This window comes from Bacillus sp. XT-4 (assembly GCF_050864245.1).
GTDB lineage: Bacteria > Bacillota > Bacilli > Bacillales > Bacillaceae > Bacillus > Bacillus altitudinis.
Genome location: NZ_JBPAFI010000001.1, coordinates 387242 through 406458, shown reverse-complemented (window position 1 = coordinate 406458; position 19217 = coordinate 387242). Strand labels below are relative to the sequence as shown.

At 41.2% G+C, this 19217-nt stretch carries 23 protein-coding genes; 18 read left to right on the top strand and 5 right to left on the bottom strand.

Annotated elements, in window-relative coordinates; genetic code table 11:
• The first annotated feature begins 18 nt into the window (after positions 1 to 18).
• On the top strand, positions 19 to 1275 hold the full coding sequence (locus ACRRMM_RS02135) for a dihydrolipoamide acetyltransferase family protein (protein WP_428828438.1): 1257 nt from the start codon (positions 19 to 21) through the stop codon (positions 1273 to 1275).
• A 68-nt stretch (positions 1276 to 1343) separates the two neighbouring features.
• Positions 1344 to 1637 carry a YesK family protein gene (locus ACRRMM_RS02130; RefSeq protein WP_008342236.1) on the top strand — a complete coding sequence of 98 codons (294 nt, stop codon included), beginning with the start codon at positions 1344 to 1346 and terminating at the stop codon, positions 1635 to 1637.
• Between the two features lie 14 nt (positions 1638 to 1651).
• Here the strand turns inward: ACRRMM_RS02130 and ACRRMM_RS02125 are convergent, their stop codons facing one another.
• Complete coding sequence (locus ACRRMM_RS02125; RefSeq protein ID WP_048001399.1) at positions 1652 to 2545, bottom strand: YegS/Rv2252/BmrU family lipid kinase; 894 nt, start codon at positions 2543 to 2545, stop codon at positions 1652 to 1654.
• Positions 2546 to 2712: 167 nt separating this feature from the next.
• On the opposite strand from ACRRMM_RS02125, the gene ACRRMM_RS02120 reads away from it, so the two are divergent.
• From ACRRMM_RS02120 to ACRRMM_RS02095, 6 genes are all read left to right on the top strand, one after another.
• Positions 2713 to 3150: a BrxA/BrxB family bacilliredoxin gene (locus tag ACRRMM_RS02120; RefSeq protein ID WP_007501138.1), complete on the top strand. Its 438-nt coding sequence runs from the start codon at positions 2713 to 2715 to the stop codon at positions 3148 to 3150.
• 196 nt (positions 3151 to 3346) lie between these two features.
• Positions 3347 to 4111, top strand: a complete 765-nt coding sequence (locus ACRRMM_RS02115) for a transporter substrate-binding domain-containing protein (protein ID WP_008342238.1) — start codon at positions 3347 to 3349, stop codon at positions 4109 to 4111.
• 126 nt (positions 4112 to 4237) lie between these two features.
• On the top strand, positions 4238 to 4891 hold the full coding sequence (locus ACRRMM_RS02110; protein WP_008342239.1) for an amino acid ABC transporter permease: 654 nt from the start codon (positions 4238 to 4240) through the stop codon (positions 4889 to 4891).
• Positions 4884 to 5606 (top strand): amino acid ABC transporter ATP-binding protein, encoded by a 723-nt coding sequence (locus tag ACRRMM_RS02105; RefSeq protein ID WP_017357952.1) that lies wholly within the window; start codon positions 4884 to 4886, stop codon positions 5604 to 5606. The genes ACRRMM_RS02110 and ACRRMM_RS02105 overlap by 8 nt, the downstream gene beginning before the upstream one ends.
• A 111-nt stretch (positions 5607 to 5717) precedes the next feature.
• Complete coding sequence (locus ACRRMM_RS02100) at positions 5718 to 6671, top strand: aromatic acid exporter family protein (protein WP_007501130.1); 954 nt, start codon at positions 5718 to 5720, stop codon at positions 6669 to 6671.
• 52 nt (positions 6672 to 6723) lie between these two features.
• Positions 6724 to 7233 (top strand): L,D-transpeptidase, encoded by a 510-nt coding sequence (locus ACRRMM_RS02095; RefSeq protein ID WP_353829576.1) that lies wholly within the window; start codon positions 6724 to 6726, stop codon positions 7231 to 7233.
• A 40-nt stretch (positions 7234 to 7273) separates the two neighbouring features.
• Here the strand turns inward: ACRRMM_RS02095 and prli42 are convergent, their stop codons facing one another.
• On the bottom strand, positions 7274 to 7366 hold the full coding sequence (gene prli42, locus ACRRMM_RS02090) for a stressosome-associated protein Prli42 (RefSeq protein ID WP_017357951.1): 93 nt from the start codon (positions 7364 to 7366) through the stop codon (positions 7274 to 7276).
• 101 nt (positions 7367 to 7467) lie between these two features.
• On the opposite strand from prli42, the gene mce reads away from it, so the two are divergent.
• From mce to ACRRMM_RS02070, 4 genes are read left to right on the top strand one after another with little or no spacing between them, the layout of a single operon-like run.
• Positions 7468 to 7890 carry a methylmalonyl-CoA epimerase gene (gene mce / locus ACRRMM_RS02085; protein ID WP_353829575.1) on the top strand — a complete coding sequence of 141 codons (423 nt, stop codon included), beginning with the start codon at positions 7468 to 7470 and terminating at the stop codon, positions 7888 to 7890.
• Complete coding sequence (locus ACRRMM_RS02080) at positions 7883 to 9346, top strand: acyl-CoA carboxylase subunit beta (protein ID WP_113747203.1); 1464 nt, start codon at positions 7883 to 7885, stop codon at positions 9344 to 9346. The genes mce and ACRRMM_RS02080 overlap by 8 nt, the downstream gene beginning before the upstream one ends.
• A 16-nt stretch (positions 9347 to 9362) precedes the next feature.
• Positions 9363 to 10484: a tripeptidase T gene (locus ACRRMM_RS02075; protein WP_035390776.1), complete on the top strand. Its 1122-nt coding sequence runs from the start codon at positions 9363 to 9365 to the stop codon at positions 10482 to 10484.
• 14 nt (positions 10485 to 10498) lie between these two features.
• A complete protein-coding gene (locus ACRRMM_RS02070; RefSeq protein WP_008342245.1) occupies positions 10499 to 10963 on the top strand; it encodes a chemotaxis protein CheW in 465 nt (154 codons plus the stop codon).
• A gap of 126 nt (positions 10964 to 11089) precedes the next feature.
• On the opposite strand, the gene ACRRMM_RS02065 is transcribed toward ACRRMM_RS02070, so the two are convergent.
• Together ACRRMM_RS02065 and ACRRMM_RS02060 are read right to left on the bottom strand one after the other, a co-directional pair.
• Complete coding sequence (locus ACRRMM_RS02065) at positions 11090 to 11908, bottom strand: membrane protein insertase YidC (RefSeq protein ID WP_053069922.1); 819 nt, start codon at positions 11906 to 11908, stop codon at positions 11090 to 11092.
• A 25-nt stretch (positions 11909 to 11933) separates the two neighbouring features.
• Positions 11934 to 12215, bottom strand: coding sequence for a hypothetical protein (locus ACRRMM_RS02060; RefSeq protein WP_008342247.1), 282 nt, complete (start codon positions 12213 to 12215; stop codon positions 11934 to 11936).
• 120 nt (positions 12216 to 12335) lie between these two features.
• Here ACRRMM_RS02060 and ACRRMM_RS02055 point away from each other — a divergent pair, with 120 nt between their 5' ends.
• From ACRRMM_RS02055 to ACRRMM_RS02040, 4 genes are all read left to right on the top strand, one after another.
• Entirely contained in the window at positions 12336 to 13592 is a 1257-nt protein-coding gene (locus tag ACRRMM_RS02055) for a DNA polymerase IV (protein ID WP_024718903.1), read from the top strand.
• 98 nt (positions 13593 to 13690) lie between these two features.
• On the top strand, positions 13691 to 15100 hold the full coding sequence (gene gndA, locus ACRRMM_RS02050) for an NADP-dependent phosphogluconate dehydrogenase (RefSeq protein ID WP_017357947.1): 1410 nt from the start codon (positions 13691 to 13693) through the stop codon (positions 15098 to 15100).
• A gap of 256 nt (positions 15101 to 15356) precedes the next feature.
• Positions 15357 to 16202, top strand: coding sequence for a GRP family sugar transporter (locus ACRRMM_RS02045; protein ID WP_428828977.1), 846 nt, complete (start codon positions 15357 to 15359; stop codon positions 16200 to 16202).
• Between the two features lie 14 nt (positions 16203 to 16216).
• Positions 16217 to 17002 carry an SDR family oxidoreductase gene (locus ACRRMM_RS02040; RefSeq protein ID WP_428828437.1) on the top strand — a complete coding sequence of 262 codons (786 nt, stop codon included), beginning with the start codon at positions 16217 to 16219 and terminating at the stop codon, positions 17000 to 17002.
• A gap of 128 nt (positions 17003 to 17130) precedes the next feature.
• Here the strand turns inward: ACRRMM_RS02040 and ACRRMM_RS02035 are convergent, their stop codons facing one another.
• Positions 17131 to 18120, bottom strand: a complete 990-nt coding sequence (locus tag ACRRMM_RS02035) for a hypothetical protein (RefSeq protein ID WP_428828436.1) — start codon at positions 18118 to 18120, stop codon at positions 17131 to 17133.
• A gap of 437 nt (positions 18121 to 18557) precedes the next feature.
• On the opposite strand from ACRRMM_RS02035, the gene ACRRMM_RS02030 reads away from it, so the two are divergent.
• Both ACRRMM_RS02030 and ACRRMM_RS02025 read left to right on the top strand, forming a co-directional pair.
• The gene (locus ACRRMM_RS02030; protein ID WP_008342261.1) at positions 18558 to 18869 is read left to right on the top strand and encodes a PTS sugar transporter subunit IIB; all 312 of its coding nucleotides are present in this window, start codon (positions 18558 to 18560) and stop codon (positions 18867 to 18869) included.
• A 3-nt stretch (positions 18870 to 18872) separates the two neighbouring features.
• On the top strand, positions 18873 to 19205 hold the full coding sequence (locus ACRRMM_RS02025; RefSeq protein ID WP_017357943.1) for a PTS lactose/cellobiose transporter subunit IIA: 333 nt from the start codon (positions 18873 to 18875) through the stop codon (positions 19203 to 19205).
• Positions 19206 to 19217 lie beyond the last annotated feature (12 nt).

Below are 19217 nucleotides of genomic sequence, written 5' to 3'. Positions count from 1 at the left end.
AAAGAGGAGGGTTTCAAAGTGGCAACTGAACAAATGAAAATGCCTCAGCTTGGTGAAAGTGTAACAGAAGGAACCATTAGCAAATGGCTCGTTTCACCTGGCGATCATGTGAATAAATACGATCCGATTGCGGAAGTCATGACAGATAAAGTAAATGCAGAGGTTCCGTCATCCTTTACAGGAACAATCACTAAACTAGCGGCTGCAGAGGGTGATACACTTCAAGTAGGAGAAGTGTTTTGTGAAATTGAAGTAGAAGGCAGTGCGCAGCAGAGTGCGAAAATAGAAGAGGCGCCTGCGCAAGATGAAGCACCAGAACCTGACCAAACAAATGTGGATCAGAGTCAAAAGAAACGATACTCTCCGGCAGTCCTGCGTTTAGCAGATGAGCACGGAATTGATTTAGCGACTGTTCAAGGAACGGGAGCTGGCGGCAGAATCACAAGAAAAGATTTGCTGAAGCTTATCGAAAGTGGAGGCGCAAAAGAAACAGCAGCACCTGCTAGTGAAAGAACAAGTCAAAAAGAGCCTGCTCAGTCGACACAAGCAAAAGCAGCTCCTTCCATCCCTTCAATGCCTGGAGATGTTGAACTGCCGGTCACTCCGATTAGACAGGCGATTGCCGCAAACATGCTAAGAAGCAAGCATGAAATTCCACATGCCTGGACGATGATGGAAGTGGATGTGACAAACCTTGTGACAAGAAGAAATCAGCTAAAAGATCAATTCAAAGCAAAAGAAGGCTTTAATTTGACGTTCTTTGCGTTCTTTGTCAAAGCAGTGGCTCAGGCCTTAAAGGAATTCCCTGAAATGAACAGCATGTGGGCTGGTGATAAAATTGTTCAAAAGAAAGCGATCAATGTCTCCATTGCTGTTGCGACAGATGACGCTCTTTTTGTCCCAGTGATTAAAGATGCGGATGAGAAAACGATTAAGGGAATCGCCAAAGAAATTCATGAACTTGCTTCCAAGGTCAGACAAGGCAAACTGAAGCAAAGTGACATGGAAGGTGGCACTTTCACTGTGAACAACACAGGATCATTTGGTTCGGTTCAATCAATGGGGATCATTAACTATCCGCAAGCAGCCATTTTACAAGTAGAATCTATTGTAAAGCGCCCGATGATTGTAAATGGTATGATTGCCGCAAGAGATATGGTGAATCTTTGTCTTTCATTAGATCATAGAGTACTCGATGGTCTTGTATGCGGTAGGTTCCTGCAAAGAATTAAACAAATTCTTGAAGGCATTGACGAGCAGACGTCCGTCTATTAAGCTCATTTATATGTCCCCTTCTCACAATGAGAGGGGGATTTCCATATCAATCAGAAAGGAGCGATGAGATGTCTGGATTAGATTTCTTTGCTTTTCTTACGATTGGTCTGATGTTTATCACAGCCATTGCGTTCGCTTTTCTTCGGTATATTTCCAAATCACGCAATCATCCTGAACGCTTACTGCTCATCATATCGATCGTTTCAATCATTCAAATCGCCTATTGCTTGTTGATGATAGGTGGATTTAAAGGAGTCGCCAATAGTTTATTAGGCATTTCCCTTCTGATAGGTACACTGCTAGGGTATGCACTTGAATATTTATACAGACGTTATATCAAAAAAACGCCCGCATCGAAATGATGCAGGCGTTTTCTTTATTCTGCTGGAACGATAAAGGTCAAATGCTGTTTTAATACTTCAAGGGAAGAAGGAGCGGTCATGTATACTTCTCCATCTGTATCTGCATCCATTTCCTCTTTAGTATGAATATGAATGCTGGATGCTTGTATAAGAGACAGGTCACCTTTAAAATCCTCTAGCTCTTCACGGTTCATTGAAAAAATCTCTTTTAAAGCAGAGAAACTCGTATTTCTGCAAATTAAAATTTCGACTTTTCCATCATCAATTGAAGCATTTGGCAGATCTATTTTATTTGTACCGATAAAGTGCCCATTCATGACAAGGACAATCACAGCTTCTTCTTCCCAGTTTTCCTCTTCCGTTTCAATGCGTACATAGAAAGGTTCTGTCTGCTGAAGGGTTCGAAGAGCGCTCGTGAAGTAGCTGATTTTTCCGAGGACAGCTTTTTCTTTATCATTAATATTGTTTGAGGTATCTGCGATGAGACCAATCCCCCAAAAATTTAAAAGGTATCGATCCTCTGCTTTGATTAAATCGACCTTTTTTTCAGTGCCATCTATCACCATTTGAGCGGCCTTTGGCATCTGCTGAGGGATGCCCAGCGTTCTAGAAAAGTCATTGCACGTCCCGCCAGGTAAGATCGCTACAGCTGGCCTTTTTTCTAAACCGCCAATTCCATTCATACATTCATGGACGGTTCCGTCTCCACCTAGTATAATCAGCAATTCAACCGACTCATCCATCTCACGGCAGAAATGATAGGCATCATTCGGCTGTTTTGTAGGCTTAAGGATGAGTTCATCAATATGTAAAGAAAGAAGAGGCACTGTTTGACCTAGTGTTTTTTCCATGTTTTTTTGTCCAGCATTTCCGTTATAAATGAGTATCGCTTTTTTGAATTGTGCCATCACGCAGTTCTCCCTTTCATCACTTTATTATCACTTTTCCCCAATTCCACAGGTCATAAACGACGTTTGAAAAAAGTGAAGGGGGCGAAACAAGACATTTGCCCGCCGGCGTTTTCCTTGATATGATGTAGTTAAAATGGTTTGGTACGTAGAAGGAGTGGACGGTTATGAATATTGATTTTAATTTATTTATGAATGATATTGTGAAACAAGCACGAGAAGAGATTAAACAGGCAGGTTATACGGAACTGACAACAGCTGAAGAAGTCGATGAAGCGCTGACGAAAAAAGGAACGACACTTGTCATGGTGAATTCAGTGTGCGGCTGTGCAGGCGGTATTGCTAGACCAGCGGCTGGTTATTCTGTTCATTACGATAAGCGTCCAGATCAATTGCTCACAGTGTTTGCTGGACAGGACAAAGAAGCAACCGCAAGAGCACGTGAATACTTTGAAGGCTTCCCGCCATCTTCACCATCATTTGCTCTATTAAAAGACGGGAAAATCATTAAAATGGTCGAACGTCACGAAATCGAAGGACATGAACCGATGGAAGTGGTGTCAAAACTTCAAGCCGCTTTCGATGAGTATTGCGAAGAAGTGTAACATGTTACTTTTGAATGAATCATTTAGAGGCAGTCCGGTCTTTTGATCGGTCTGTTTTTTTGTTTTATATGACATAAGAATCAAAATAATTTTAGCAAAATACTATTGCATATCAAAAAGAAAGTGTTTAAAATACATTATAGTGAATAAATATTCAAATCTACTCATGATTTTAAATACTAGGAGGCATTATCATATGAAAAAGTGGTTATTATTACTTATGACAGCTGGTCTTGCAGCTGCATTAGCAGCATGCGGAACTTCTTCTAATAATTCAAACGCATCAGGAGACGACAAAACACTCATTATGGCGACTTCAGCAGATTATCCGCCATTTGAATCAAAAGACGGTGATAAAATTATCGGTTTTGATGTCGACCTTGCTACAGCTCTAGCGAAAAAGAACGGCTACAAGCTAGAAATTCAAGATATGGACTTTGCAAGCCTTGTGTCAGCTCTTAAAACAAATAAAGCTGATATTGTGCTTGCAGGCATGACACCTACTGAAAAGCGTAAAAAACAAGTTGATTTCTCAGATGTTTACTACAACGCTGAAAACTTGGTTGTATCAAAAAAATCTAGCGGTATAAAAACAGAGAAAGATTTAAAAGACAAAACGGTTGGCGTTCAATTAGGTTCTATCCAGCAAGATGAAGCAAACGGATTGCAAAAGAAATATAACTTAACAGTTGAAGATCGTAATAAAATTTCTGATATCATTCAAGAAATTAAAGCAGGCCGTTTTGATGCAGCTATTATTGAAGATAAAGTAGCGGCTGGCTACTTGAAAAAGGAAAAAGATTTCCAAGCATTTGGATTGAATAGCTCAAACGAAGGTTCAGCCATTGCATTCAAAAAAAATAGCGACTTAACAGCGAAATTCAATAAATCATTAAAAGAAATGAAGGATAATGGCGAACTTGATAAACTCATTAAAAAATGGTTTGCTGATGAAAAGTAAGTCAGGAAAAGGATCAGCGTCATTCATGAAAATCAAGTAGAAAGCGCTGAAAAGTTCAACATGTGTTGAACTTTTTTCCTGTTTATTCTTTGATTTTATCTGAAGGAAAAAAAGGAGAATATCATGATGGATTTTAAAGATGTCATACCTCAGATGCCCTTTATTTTAGAAGGTCTTAAAGTAACGCTTTCTATTGTTGTGGTATCACTGTTCCTTGGTTTTATTTTAGGAATCTTATTAACGCTCTGTAAAATTAGTGTATTTAAGCCACTTATCTGGCTAGCCGATTTTTATACGTCAATCTTCCGAGGCACACCGCTTGTGCTTCAGCTTTTGATTATTTATTTTGGTCTTCCTCAGCTGCTCGGCTTTCAAATTGATCAATACTGGGCAGCTGTAGCCGCCTTTTCACTAAACTCGGCGGCGTACGTATCTGAAATCATTCGTGCAGGAATCAATGCCATTGATAAAGGGCAAAAAGAAGCGGCCGTTGCTTTAGGTATCCCGTATGCTAAAATGATGAAGGACTTATTGCTTCCGCAAGCATTCAAAAATATTTCACCAGCACTTGTGAACGAAACGATTACACTGACAAAAGAATCAGCGATTGTCACAGTCATTGGACTGGGCGATGTCATGAGACGAGCCTATCAAGCAGGTGCCGTCACCTATAACTATCTTGAACCGCTTATTTTTGCGGGTCTCATCTATTATGTCATCGTGCTTATTCTTACCTTCGTCGGCAAATCGGTGGAAAGGAAGTTAAAATCAAATGATTAAAATAGAGAAACTCACAAAATCTTTCGGTAAAAATGAAGTGTTGAAAGGTATTGATACCACGATTAAAGAAGGCGAAGTGGTAGCTGTCATCGGGCCATCTGGTTCAGGAAAATCAACATTTCTTCGCTGTATTAACTTACTTGAAAAACCGACTTCTGGAGTGATTACGATTCAGGGGACGGAAATTACCAATCCAAAAACAAATGCACTAAAAGTGCGCGAGAATATTGGTATGGTGTTTCAACATTTCCACTTATTCCCGCACAAAACAGTGCTAGAAAATATTACGTATGCGCCAATGAATGTAAAGAACCAATCGAAGGAAGACAGCATCAAGCAGGCAGAGGAGCTTTTAAAAAAGGTTGGACTTTTAGAGAAAAAAGATGATTATCCGAACCGGCTGTCAGGTGGTCAAAAGCAGCGTGTCGCCATTGCACGTGCCCTTGCGATGACACCAGACATCATGCTTTTTGACGAGCCGACGTCTGCTCTTGATCCAGAAATGGTAAAGGAAGTATTAGAGGTCATGAAAGAGCTCGCTCAATCTGGGATGACGCTGATGATCGTCACACATGAAATGGGCTTTGCAAAAGAAGTGGCAGACCGTGTGATCTTTATGGATGATGGGAAAATTGTAGAGGATGCCAATCCTGTAGAATTCTTTGAATCTCCGTCTTCACAGCGTGCTCAAGATTTCTTACAAAAAATATTATAATGAAAAAAACGAGGAGGAGACTTAACATCTCCTTCTTTTTTTGATTATAATGGGGAAAGTAAAAAAAGTTCATCATTTCACAAAAGTAGACAGAAAAGAGTGAATCACATCATGTTTAAAATCGGCTACCGAACGCTGAAAACAGCATTAGGAACAGCTCTAGCCATTTACATTGCACAAATGCTCGGTCTGCAAAACTATTCAGCTGCCGGCATTATTACGATCCTATGTATTCAGGTGACGAAAAAAAGATCACTCCTCGCATCTGGGGCCCGCTTTGCCGCATGCAGTCTTGCCATCTTATTTTCTTATTTATTTTTTGATCTGATTGGGTATCATCCTTTCGTCATTGGACTGATGCTGCTCGTCTTTATTCCAACAACGGTCTTGCTTCGGATTAAAGAAGGGATTGTCACAAGTTCAGTGATTATCCTTCATTTGTATATGTCTGGAGGCATTACGCTTCATCTCATCTGGAATGAGCTTTTACTCATCACCATTGGTGTAGGGGTCGCACTCATTATGAACCTGTATATGCCTAGCGTTGATAAAAAGCTGAAACAATACAGTGAACAAATTGAAGCGAATTTTGCGAAAATCTTTGAAGAAATCGAGCAATATTTAATGACCGGAAAACAAGACTGGACAGGAAAAGAAATTCCAGAGACGCATCAATTGATTAAAGAAGCGAAGGCTCTTGCATACCGTGATGTTGAAAATCATGTCTTAAGGCATGAAAATCTGTATTATCATTATTTCAACATGAGACAAAAGCAATTTGAAATCATTGAGCGGGTGCTTCCGAAAATTACGTCCATTTCTGTTACAACGGAGCATGGGCAAATCATTGCAGAATATATTAGAGATTTACGAGAACATATTCACCCAGGGAACACGGCGCATAAGTTCTTAAGACGCCTGATTGATATGAAAGAAGAGTTCGATGCACTGCCGCTTCCACAAACACGTGAAGAATTTGAAGCTAGAGCCGCACTCTTTCATTTTCTCGGAGAAATGGAACAATATTTGGTGCTTAAAAGTTATTTTAAAGGGATGAAAGAATAAAGACGCATGAGTTCCTCCTTCATTGGTCAATCTAATGAAAAAGGAGGAGCCTATGCGTCTTTTATTTTATACTGTGCTGACCATGTCCCTTTCACCCATCTGGCCGCTCGGGCAAAACCCGCTTCCAGGAGACCCGTATGTCATTATTAATAAACAAACGAATGAGCTTGCGTATATTGATCATGGAAAAATTCAAAAAGTCTACCCGGCTTCTACTGGCAAAACAGCTGATTTAACGCCAGAAGGTGAATTTACGATTATGATCAAAGCGAAAGATCCTTATTACAGAAGAAAAAATATTGAAGGCGGTGCGAAGAATAACCCACTCGGCCGAAGGTGGATTGGATTTGATGCGCGAGGAACCGACGGGAGAACCTATGGCATTCATGGAACAAGTGACGAGACAACGATAGGGAAATTTATTACGGCAGGCTGTGTACGTCTTCATAATCAAGATGTAGAACGGCTATTTGATCAGCTTCCAGTTGGTACAAAGGTATGGATCACGACATCAAGCGATGCATTTGAAAAACTGGCCAAAGACAAACAGGCCATTCGTTAAAAAAACGAATCACCTGCTTGTCTGCTTTTTTATCAACACTTTATAAAAAGGCTGCCGCTCCTGCTAAAAGTGAAGAAATTAACAGTAAGCTAATCATGAGCAATACCATAAATTTCATGAATTTCTGAGACATATCGCACCCCTATAATCAAATGTTTTTGCGACGAGCGCACCTTTCTTTATTCTAGCTCGTTTTTACGCAGGCGACAAGTGATGTACAAAGGAAGTGAACGGATGAATCAAATCGATCATATAGCCATTGCCGTTTTTTCTATTCAAAAAACAGCACGTACATTCTCCGAGCTGTTTAACTGGGAATTTTCAGACATAGAAGTACTTCCGAATCAAGGGGTCAAGGTATCTTTTGCTTCCCTAGGTGATCTGCACATTGAGTTGATTGAACCGATGTCGGATCACAGCACATTACATACCTTTTTAATAAAAAGAGGAGAGGGGCTTCATCATATTGCATTAAAGTCAGGTGACATTCAGGCTGATCTCAGTCAACTTGACGAGCTCGGCATGCAGCTCATTCAAAAGGGCGCACAAAATGGTGCGAACGGAAAGCGCATTGCGTTTATTTCACCAAAAGAAACGTCAGGTGTGCTAATTGAATTGTGTGAACCTTTGAAAGGAGAGAAACAGGAAGATGCATGAATCGTTCAATGACTTGTCTGAATGGCGCGAGAAAGCTTTAAGGGGCGGCGGTGAAAAACGAGCAGCGGCTCACCGAAACAAAGGAAAGCTGACTGTTAGGCAGCGGCTTCATGAACTTCTTGATGAAGGCAGCTTTATGGAAATTCAGTCATTTGCTAAAGGCTGCCGCTCAGAGCATTTAGGGGATGGCGTTGTCACTGGGACGGGACTGATTCATGGGAGACAAGTAGGCGTTTATGCACAAGATGCGACCGTGTACGGGGGTTCGCTAGGGGATATGCATGCGAAAAAAATAGCGGCTTTAATGGATTTGGCGGCTAAAAATCAAATGCCTGTTATCGGTCTAAAAGACTCAGGTGGTGCGAGAATTCAAGAGGGTGTGGTATCATTAGAGGGATATGGTCAGATTTTTAAACGGAATGTGCTGTACTCTGGTCAAATTCCGCAAATATCCGTTATTTTAGGCTCCTGTGCGGGAGGTGCAGTATATTCACCTGCATTGACGGATTTTGTATTCATGACGGAGCAAACAGCTCATATGTTTTTAACTGGTCCGAAAGTGATAGAAAAAGCAACAGGAGAGACGGTCTGTCCTGACCGGCTTGGAGGTGCAGCAGTTCAGCATCAAACAAGCGGGAATGTGCACTATACAGGGAAAGATGAGAGAGACGTGTTAAAAGCAGTTCGAACGCTTTTAACGTACATACCAACGAAACGACGGCCTGTCATTCATCGTAAGGTGCAAAAGCATGATGCAAGCGATCTTGGGAACATCTTGCCAAAGGAGCCATCACGCACTTATGATGTCAAACAAGTGGTGACAGCGATCACCGACCACGGCTCTTTTTTTGAAACGCAGCGTTGTTTCTCCAAAAATATCGTCACAGGTTTTGCCAGATTACAAGGGTCTTCCATTGGTCTTGTAGCCAATCAGCCTAAGGTGCTGGCAGGAAGCCTTGACCTCGATGCTGCTGATAAAGCGGCTCGGTTTATTCGATTTTGCGATGCATTTCATATTCCCATTTTAACCCTTGTGGACGTTCCTGGATTTTTGCCAGGGGAGAAAGCTGAGCATGCAGGCATTATCCGCCACGGCGCAAAGCTTCTGTATGCGTACGCTGAGGCGACCGTTCCAAAGATCACTCTGATTTTGAGAAAGGCATTTGGCGGTGCATACGTTGCGATGAATAGTAAGGGCTTAGGTGCTGACTTTGTATATGCATGGCCAGAGGCAGAAATTGATGTCATGGGAAAATCGTTTGCAGACGAAATTGTTCATCCTGCTTTGCGTGAGGTGGACAATGAACCTAGTGTCATGAAGGCAGCACAATTAGGATTAATCGACGATATTTTAATGCCAGATGAAACGAGAGAGCGACTCATTCGCTCATTTGACCTGCTTCGCAGTAAGGAAGAAGATAGACCGTTAAAAAAGCATGGAAACATGCCGCTATAAGAGGAGGAACATCATCATGATCAATGAGAAACGCTTATTAGACGAATTTTTAGAACTTGTTCAAATCGATTCAGAAACGAAACATGAAGAAAAAATTGTTGAAGTCCTAAAAGAGAAATTTACTGGTTTAGGGCTTAATGTAGTTGAAGATGATTCAAAAGAGACAACCGGCCACGGAGCAGGCAATCTTATTTGCACACTTGAAGGGAATCAAGAGGCAGATACGATTTATTTTACTTCTCATATGGATACAGTTGTACCAGGTAATGGTGTTAAGCCAGTCATTGAAGACGGCTATGTCAAGACAGATGGCACAACCATTCTTGGTGCTGACGATAAAACAGGGCTTGCCGCGATGTTTGAAGCGATCCGTGTCCTAAAAGAGAAAAATGTACCGCATGGCAAGATTGAATTTGTCATTACAGCTGGTGAAGAATCAGGACTTGTAGGAGCAAAAGCGTTAGATCCAAAACTGATGACAGCAAAATATGGTTATGCGCTTGATTCAGATGGCAAGGTCGGTACCATCATCGTGGCTGCGCCAACACAGGCGAAAGTACGTGCAACCATTTACGGAAAAACAGCTCACGCAGGTGTGGCACCTGAAAAAGGCGTCTCTGCGATTACGATTGCATCAAAAGCGATCGCCAGCATGCCGCTTGGCCGTATTGATGAAGAAACAACGGCGAATATCGGCCGCTTTGAAGGCGGAACACAAACGAATATTGTCTGTGATCAAGTGGATATTTTGGCAGAGGCACGTTCTTTAGAACCGGCAAAAATGGAAGCGCAAGTAGCGAAAATGAAAGAAGCCTTTGAAAAAACCGCTAAAGAAATGGGCGGAAGTGCCGATGTACAAATTGACATCATGTATCCAGGCTTTAAATTCTCACACGGCGATCAAGTCGTTGAAGTGGCGAAAAAAGCGGCTGCGAAAATTGGCCGTCCTTCAGAACTACAGACAAGCGGGGGAGGCAGTGATGCAAACGTCATTGCTGGAAACGGCATCCCGACCGTCAACCTAGCTGTTGGATATGAAGATATTCATACGAAAAATGAGAAAATGCCGATTGAAGAATTAGTCAAGACAGCTGAAATGGTTCTCGCCATTATCGAAGAAACGACAAATCCATCGTAAAGGCAGGAGACTCTGTGAGCACGCAAAAGATCATTATTTTCCAAGTGGGACAAGAGGATTTTGGTATCAGCGTAGAACATATACGCTCAATTGAGAAGGTCCCTTATTTACAAGAAGTATCGAACCTTCCAAAAGAGATTAAAGGACTCATGTCGTTAAGAGGAGAGGTCATTCCAGTCAGTGACACAGGTGTCATGCTGCACGGAAAACCTCTGGATGTAACCGAACAGTCTAAGGTTCTACTATTTGAATTAAACGATCAAATGATTGGCTGCCTTGTTTCTGATGCAAAAGATATCATTGATATCGAGTTAAGTGAGATCAAGCCATTTCATATGAACACAAAAGCATCTGAATATTTCTTCGGCGTCGTTGAGAGAGAGAACAAGATGATTTTACAAGTGGACCCTAATAAGTTTCTAGGGAAAATTGAGGATCTTGATCAATTGCCTGAGCGATTGAAAGAGGAATTGGCATAAACAAAGGCCCCTTATCCATGGATAAGGGGTCATTTTGCGTGCCGGAGCTCACGCATCTTTTATTTGTTGCGCTCTACAGAAGACAAATAAAGCCCCCTTATCATGTTCCGGTAAGGGGGCTATAATTTATTCAGCTGCTGGGTTAATTGAATCGTTTGCCGCAGCTTTTGTTTTTGATTTTTGGTACATCACATTTAAAATAATCGTTTGAATGGTGAGTAAAAGTCCACTTGTCATCCAATATAAAGGAAGAGCAGCGGGAGCATTAATTGATAGAAACAGCATCATGACTGGGAAAATCATGCCCATGATTTTTGCTTGTTTCAGTGCAGCTTCTGTTTGGGTGCCTGATTGTTTTGCGAATTTTTGTGTGACATAAAATTGCAAGAAATACATGGCCCCTGCAAAGATCGCCACCAAAAGATCAGTTTGTCCTAAGTTAAACCATAAGAACGAATGTGTTGCGATCTCAGGTGTTGAGCGGATTGCTGAGTAAAAGCCAAGAACAATTGGGATTTGAATCAGCATCGGCAGACAGCCCATTGCCAGCGGGTTCACATTGTTGTCTTTATATACTTTCATCATTTCCATTTGCAGTTCTTTTTGTTTTTCAGGTTCTTTCGTTTTTTTCAATTTGCTTTGTATTTGGTCAATCTGAGGTTTAACGAGTGCCATTTTCTCTTGCATCACTCTTTGCTTTTTAAATTGGTTTGCAAAAAGCGGGAAAATAAGCAGCCGGACAATCAATGTCACGAACATAATAGATAAACCGTAGTCATCATGGAAAAAGTTCGCAAGCCAGATAATCAACTCAGAAAAAGGCTGAACAAAATAATGATGGAAAAACCCATCAGAGCTTGTATTTGTTTGCGCACTGGCAGCAAATGCCGGTGACGCTACCATCATAAAAAATAAAGTCGCACAAATAGTCAATAAACGTTTCAATTCGTTTCCTCCTCAATAATAAAGTCTAATAAGAGAGAGGAAGCGAATGGTCTTCATCATCATTTGATGATCTTTTCATTCGAATGACTTTACTAATCCAAGTTGTAATGCGATCATATATGATAAACAGAAAGTCTGTTCGATTCAAACAAGATGCATCCAACTCTTCTAAACGATGTCCTCCGAGGTGCTCGTTCATTCGGCAGTCTTTTAATAAGAAAGCAATACCGATGGCGGTCAGCGCTGGAAGAATAATCGTAAAGAATTCAACAAGGAAAAAGACTTCATTGAATGTATCAATAATCATGATTATCACATCCATTTCATTACTCACAGTGTACTATACACCATATGAAATGTCTAATGGAACAAACAGGTGAAATCACGGTGAAGTGAAGGAAAGTAGATCACCTAAGGAGGCAAGCAAATGGCTGATTCTCAAAAGAAGGGGCGAATCATTTTTCATATTGATATGAATAGTTTTTATGCATCGGTAGAAATGGCGTATGATCCTTCTTTGAGAGGGAAACCTTTAGCCATTAGCGGAAATGCAAAAGAGCGCAAAGGGATAGTTGTGACCTGCAGCTACGAGGCAAGAGCACTCGGGGTGAAGCCGCCGATGCCACTCTGGGAAGCGAAGCGGCTATGTCCGGGACTAATTGTGCGTACACCCAACTTCGACCGGTACCGCAGCTCCTCACAAGAAATGTTTACCATACTAAGAGAATATAGTGACTTAGTTGAACCCGTTTCAATTGATGAAGGCTATATTGATTTAACCGATACACCTTATGCTGAGCATGCCGTGAAAACCGCTCATGATATTCAAACGAGGCTTGTAGAAGAGCTCATGCTGCCATCGAGTATTGGCATTGCACCGAATAAATTTCTAGCGAAGATGGCGTCTAATTGGAAAAAGCCAATGGGCATTACCATTTTGCGTAAACGAGATGTCCCGACAATGCTCTGGCCGCTCCCTGCAGGTGACATGCATGGGGTTGGACAGAAAACGGCAGATAAGCTGAAAACCATCGGAATTCATACAATTGAAGATTTAGCAAAAGCGAATGAATATGCGCTAAAAGAGTTATTAGGCATCAATGGACCGAGGTTAAAGCAAAAGGCAAACGGAGAGCATGACGGCATTGTCGATCCAGAAAGAATATACGAATTTAAATCTGTCGGCAATTCTTCCACTCTTCCTCACGATTCTGATGATACAGATGAACTCGTCTCATTAATAGAGAAACTGTCGCAATCGGTGAGTGCCAGATTACGAAGAAAAGAAGTGATGGCGAACCGGCTGCTCATTATGATTCGGTATGCAAGCTGGAAAAATATCACACGGAGCGTCACACTCACGAATCCAACTGATGGAAAGGAAGATCTATTTGAGGCGGCAAAGCAGCTATTCCTAAAGCATTGGAATGACCAGCCAGTAAGACTTTTAGGTGTGACGGGGACCGATCTTGTGGAACGAAAATCAGCCGTCAAGCAGCTTGATTTATTCTCTTATACAGAAGATGCAAAAGACGAACCGCTCCAATCTCTTTTAGACGGACTGAAAGAAAAATACGGTAAACCACTCATTCAAAGGGGAGTGACCATTAAGGAAAAAGAGAGCAAAACAAGTGGTACAAGTTTTAATAAAGACTTTTTTCAGGACGAAAGAGGAAATGACTAGCCTGAAAACTTGATAAAAGAGGTGATGTTGTGGTAATTTCAAAGGGTACATCATTTCAGCAGTAATCAATATAGTGTGTTAGAAGGGACGTCAGAATTATGTCAAAACAACAAATCGGTGTCGTTGGACTAGCCGTTATGGGGAAAAATCTTGCCCTAAATATTGAAAGCCGCGGTTTCTCCGTGTCCGTTTATAACAGATCTAGCAGCAAAACAGAAGAGTTTCTTCAAGAATCACAAGGGAAAAACGTTGTAGGCACATACAGCATTGAAGAATTTGTTCAATCGCTTGAAACGCCGCGTAAAATTCTTTTAATGGTAAAAGCGGGTGCAGCAACAGATGCAACCATTCAATCATTACTGCCTCACCTAGAGAAAGGTGACATTTTAATTGATGGTGGAAATACATATTACAAGGATACACAAAGACGTAACCAAGAGCTTGCGGAAAGTGGTATTCACTTCATTGGTACAGGTGTTTCTGGCGGTGAAGAAGGCGCACTTAAAGGTCCTTCTATCATGCCTGGCGGTCAAAAAGAAGCGCACGAGCTAGTGAAACCAATTTTAGAAGCCATCTCTGCGAAAGTAGATGGTGAGCCTTGTACAACGTATATCGGTCCAGATGGAGCAGGACATTATGTCAAAATGGTTCATAACGGTATCGAGTACGGAGACATGCAATTGATCTCTGAATCATACTTTATCTTGAAGCATGTGGCAGGATTGTCAGCAGAGGAGCTTCATGAAGTATTCTCAGAGTGGAATAAAGGCGAGCTTGACAGCTATTTAATTGAAATTACAGCTGACATTTTCACAAAAGTGGATGAAGAAACAAATCAGCCGCTTGTGGATGTGATCTTAGATAAAGCTGGACAAAAAGGAACTGGGAAATGGACGAGCCAAAGCTCTCTTGATCTAGGTGTTCCGCTTCCAATCATTACTGAATCTGTTTTCGCGCGTTACATTTCAGCAATGAAAGATGAGCGTGTTGAAGCAAGTCAATTAATTGAAGGTCCTAAGCCAGCGCAATCAGCAGAGAATAAACAAGAGCTGATCGAAGCGGTTAGAAAAGCCCTATTCATGAGTAAAATCTGCTCATATGCACAAGGTTTTGCGCAAATGAAAGCAGCGTCTGATGAGTATAACTGGGATTTGAAATACGGTGAAATTGCCATGATCTTCCGTGGTGGATGTATCATTCGTGCAGCCTTCCTGCAGCAAATCAAAGAAGCATATGACCGTAACCCTGAATTGAAAAACCTATTGCTTGATCCTTACTTCAAGGATATCGTAGAAAGCTATCAATCATCACTTCGTAAAGTGATTTCACTTGCAGTAGAACAAGGTGTTCCTGTTCCTTCATTCTCAAGTGCACTAGCTTACTTTGATAGCTATCGTACAGCTGTCCTTCCAGCTAACTTAATTCAAGCACAGCGTGACTACTTCGGCGCACATACGTATGAGCGCACAGATAAAGAAGGCGTCTTCCATACTGAATGGATGAAATAAGTATAAAACTTCAAAAGACCTTACCTTTGGTAAGGTCTTAGATTGTTGACAAAGGGCTAAAATGAACTTGATTTTAGCCCTTTGTCTTCTTTTTAGCGTGATAGAAAACCTTTGCAGGACTGACACCGAATGCGAGGGTTTGTCTACACGCTGTGACCTTACCTTTGGTAAGGTCTTTTTTGTGTTTACATCTATTCGGCTAAAAATCCGAAAAAGAGGGATGCTAAGTAAAAAAGAACAGAAAGTAGGGATAGAAGTGGGCATTTTATATGCACTTCTCCCAGCGATATTTTGGGGAAGTATTGTTCTCATCAGTGTCAAACTTGGCGGGAATGCCTATCAGCAAACACTCGGCATTACCCTCGGCGCTTTTTTGTTTTCAATCGGCGCCTATTTGATCAAAATGCCGGAACTGACACCGCTTATTTTTGCGGTTTCCGTTATCTCGGGGATCTTTTGGAGTATTGGGCAAATGAATCAGCTTTCAAGTGTCGCCTTTCTAGGGGTGTCAAAGGCTGTTCCTTTATCAACGGGTATGCAGCTTGTGAGCACGACATTATTTGGTGTCATCGTCTTCAAAGAATGGCAAACCATGACGGTCATACTTATTGGTTCTTTTGCCATTTTATTTATTATTGCTGGCGTTGTCATGACATCCCTCGGTCAAAAAAAGAGTGGCGGAAACGAGGGCGGCAATTTTAAAAAGGGAATCATCATTTTGCTCATCTCAACCGTAGGCTACGTCGGATATGTCGTCATTTTAAGATGGTTTCATATAGATGGTTGGTCTGCGCTCGTTCCGCAATCTGTCGGCATGCTGCTTTCATCGTTAGCGATTAGTCTAAAGCAAGACCCGTTTAGCAAATATACGTTCAGAAATATCATTGCTGGTCTTGTGTGGTCGACAGGAAATCTAGGGCTTCTTTTGGCGATTCCACTCATTGGCGTAGCAGTAAGTTTTTCCATGTCTCAAACAGGAATTGTCATTTCGACTTTAGGCGGTATTTATTTATTAAAAGAGAAAGCATCTAAAACAAGCTTTGTCATTGCAGGCTGCTTGATGATTATCGCAGGTGGTGTGCTACTAGGTTTTACAAAATAGGAGGTTTTAAGCGAATGTATCCAGATTTGGAAGGAAAAACAGTTCTCATCACAGGAGCAGGTACAGGGATAGGTCAGGCGATGGCGCGCCGGTTTGGACAAGAAAAAGCCAATGTAGTGATCAATTATTTCTCAGATAAAGAAAACCCGGACGACACGATTGCTGAGATTCAAAAAAGTGGCGGACAGGCTGTCAAAATTCAAGGGGATGTATCAAAAGAAGAGGATATGAAGGCGATGATTGATCAAGCTGTAAATACATATGGCAGTCTTGATGTCATGATTAATAATGCAGGAATTGAAAATGAAGTTCCTTCAACAGAAATGACGCTAGATAATTGGAACAAAGTGATGTCTACCAATTTAACAGGTATGTTTTTAGGCTGCCGTGATGCATTAAAGTATATGACAGAACATGGGATCGAGGGGTCGATTATTAATATGTCGTCGGTCCACCAGCAAATTCCGTGGCCTCATTTTGTCCATTATGCAGCAAGTAAAGGAGGCGCCAAGCTTTTGACAGAAACGCTGGCACTAGAATATGCCACTAAAAAAATTCGCGTAAACAGTATTGCACCAGGTGCAATTGATACCCCGATCAATGCCGAAAAATTTGATGATCCAGCATTGAAAAAGGGCGTCATTGAGCTGATACCGATTGGTTATATCGGAAAACCGGAAGAAGTGGCAGCATGTGCTGTCTGGCTTGCATCAAAAGAGGCGAGCTATGTGACAGGGTTGACGTTATATGTAGACGGCGGTATGACCAAGTACCCTGGATTCCAAGCAGGAAAAGGATAATCGTGCATATGTTGATCACGGGCTGGGCTCAGAGGATAACACAACATCAAATTATGATCTAGTATGTTGTCATGCTAGTGAAAAGCGTGAGCATAAACATTGCACACGCTTTTATCCATTTAATCGGCTTATTCAAATATGGCTTCTTTGTTCTTCACGATGATGCCTACTTTCGTTTTGACACGAGGAACGCCATCTTTTTGAAGATAATCATATAAAATGGGTTCTATTTCATTGATATCTGTATGAAGTATTTTAGGTGATAACTCCTCGATAAATGGATCGTTTTTAACTGCTAGACAGTTCGCCATTGTATCGAGTGCAATTAAACTGAAAGGTCTTCCTTTGTTTAGCCAAGATTTCATTCTGAGCCATGTTGGAAAGCATGCTGATGCCAACCTGCCCCAACTGTCGTTAAAAGAGGAGCAATGAGACTCCATCCAATCAAGTATGTGATGTGAACGGAAACGATATAGGCTGGAGAGAGCCGTCATTGGCAATTCCTTTTCACTTACACATTTCAATTGATCAAAAATACGTCTCATTCCTTCCTCGGCTGGTAAACTACTGGCTGCTGCCCAAGAAAGCGGATGAAAAAATTTATCGGCATCATTCTCCCAAAGCTCTCTTACCCAATCCGAAGCTGCAGTACCTAAAACATCAGCTGCGATCTCCAGCATTCTTGATTTGACTTCATGATTTTCCGTTCCATAAAATCTAGATCTTACAGACATCAACATTTTTTGTGTATCGTGTTTTTTCAGGGCATTGATGACATCGTTGTGAAGAAACCACCTTGTGATTGAGAAATCTAATAAAGACTCCAAATCGTGTTGAACCGCTTGTAATGTGGGTATTTTCACTTCTGCTGTGACCAATACATCTTCGTCTGGCTGACAAGCCTCTCCGTCTTCTTCATAAAAATCATCGTGCAATAAAAATTTCTTTGGAGAGTGGATGATCGCTAAGTGATACCATTCAATTGGACGTAAAGAATAGGTTAAGAGCCGCCTGTGACAATCATTGCATAATCGATAAGGCTGAGCTGATTCATCAGAAATTTTTACAACATCAATCTCGTTTCTTTTACAGGCTTCACACAAATGAGTGACTGCCATGATATCCACTCCTTTTGATTGCAAAGATATGAATAGATTCGAAAAGTAGCAGCAAAAGACGTTTACCTATCCATCAAATTGAGTGGGAATAGAATCTGTTTCCATCTCTGGGCAGTTACTTCTCATGATTTATGGGATGAAAAATTGAGTTTTTGAATGAGCTAAGTCATTCGCACTTATTTTAACAAAGTTCTCAAAGACTGTCTTCTGAAGAAGAAGCTACTTTATGGTTCATTCGGAGAGTATTTTTTAAAAGAAAAGGGGTCTCGTTCATATCTGGATGAGATCTTTTTTGTTCTGAAAGCTTGTTGTGAGTATTGGTACGGTCATTTTTAAAATAAAATACAGACATATATAATTAAATGTCTAGACATTTAAAAATAAAAATATATAATATTAACTGGAAGCGCTTTTATTACAACAATGGGGTGAGAGAAATGAAACGTATTTTATTAGCATGCAGTTCAGGTATGTCTACGAGTTTACTAGTCACAAAGATGAAGGCACATGCTGAGTCTATAGGGGAAGAAGCAGAGATTTGGGCAGTCGGACAAGACCAAGCGAGAAAAGAAATGGCACATGCCGATGTTGTATTAATTGGACCGCAAATGAGCTTTTTAAAAGGGGATCTTCAAAAAGAAGCTCAAAAATATGGGATTGAAGTAGAGGTCATTGATATGCAGGCGTATGGGCTAGCAGATGGACAAAAAGCGTATGAACAAGCGGTTTCATTGATGGGGGAATCTTAAAGGATGGAAAAGAAAACACTCGAAGGACTCACGGAAGAACAAATCAGTTTTCAATTGATCTTACACAGCGGAAATGCACGAAGCAAATTGCTTCAATCTCTTAAACAATTTAGAGAAGGTCATGAAACAGTAGCATCTGACCTTCTCAAAGAAGCGGAAGATGATTTGCGGAATGCACATGATATCCATTTTCAAATGGTACAGCAAGAGGCAAGCGGAGAAACGATTTCATTCTCCTTGCTGCTCATGCATGCCGAAGATCATTTCATGTCAACGATGACGATAAAAGAGCTTGTGGGAGAGCTCTTACCGATATTGCAATCACTGAAACAATAAAGGGTGTAAACA

Coding starts and splice junctions, on each gene's coding strand:
- ACRRMM_RS02130 (WP_008342236.1), top strand. CDS start 1,344: ATGTCTGGATTAGATTTCTTTGCTTTTCTTACGATTGGTCTGATGTTT.
- ACRRMM_RS02125 (WP_048001399.1), bottom strand. CDS start 2,545: ATGGCACAATTCAAAAAAGCGATACTCATTTATAACGGAAATGCTGGA.
- ACRRMM_RS02120 (WP_007501138.1), top strand. CDS start 2,713: ATGAATATTGATTTTAATTTATTTATGAATGATATTGTGAAACAAGCA.
- ACRRMM_RS02115 (WP_008342238.1), top strand. CDS start 3,347: ATGAAAAAGTGGTTATTATTACTTATGACAGCTGGTCTTGCAGCTGCA.
- ACRRMM_RS02110 (WP_008342239.1), top strand. CDS start 4,238: ATGGATTTTAAAGATGTCATACCTCAGATGCCCTTTATTTTAGAAGGT.
- ACRRMM_RS02105 (WP_017357952.1), top strand. CDS start 4,884: ATGATTAAAATAGAGAAACTCACAAAATCTTTCGGTAAAAATGAAGTG.
- ACRRMM_RS02100 (WP_007501130.1), top strand. CDS start 5,718: ATGTTTAAAATCGGCTACCGAACGCTGAAAACAGCATTAGGAACAGCT.
- ACRRMM_RS02095 (WP_353829576.1), top strand. CDS start 6,724: ATGCGTCTTTTATTTTATACTGTGCTGACCATGTCCCTTTCACCCATC.
- prli42 (WP_017357951.1), bottom strand. CDS start 7,366: ATGTCTCAGAAATTCATGAAATTTATGGTATTGCTCATGATTAGCTTA.
- mce (WP_353829575.1), top strand. CDS start 7,468: ATGAATCAAATCGATCATATAGCCATTGCCGTTTTTTCTATTCAAAAA.
- ACRRMM_RS02080 (WP_113747203.1), top strand. CDS start 7,883: ATGCATGAATCGTTCAATGACTTGTCTGAATGGCGCGAGAAAGCTTTA.
- ACRRMM_RS02075 (WP_035390776.1), top strand. CDS start 9,363: ATGATCAATGAGAAACGCTTATTAGACGAATTTTTAGAACTTGTTCAA.
- ACRRMM_RS02060 (WP_008342247.1), bottom strand. CDS start 12,215: ATGATTATTGATACATTCAATGAAGTCTTTTTCCTTGTTGAATTCTTT.
- ACRRMM_RS02055 (WP_024718903.1), top strand. CDS start 12,336: ATGGCTGATTCTCAAAAGAAGGGGCGAATCATTTTTCATATTGATATG.
- gndA (WP_017357947.1), top strand. CDS start 13,691: ATGTCAAAACAACAAATCGGTGTCGTTGGACTAGCCGTTATGGGGAAA.
- ACRRMM_RS02040 (WP_428828437.1), top strand. CDS start 16,217: ATGTATCCAGATTTGGAAGGAAAAACAGTTCTCATCACAGGAGCAGGT.
- ACRRMM_RS02035 (WP_428828436.1), bottom strand. CDS start 18,120: ATGGCAGTCACTCATTTGTGTGAAGCCTGTAAAAGAAACGAGATTGAT.
- ACRRMM_RS02030 (WP_008342261.1), top strand. CDS start 18,558: ATGAAACGTATTTTATTAGCATGCAGTTCAGGTATGTCTACGAGTTTA.
- ACRRMM_RS02025 (WP_017357943.1), top strand. CDS start 18,873: ATGGAAAAGAAAACACTCGAAGGACTCACGGAAGAACAAATCAGTTTT.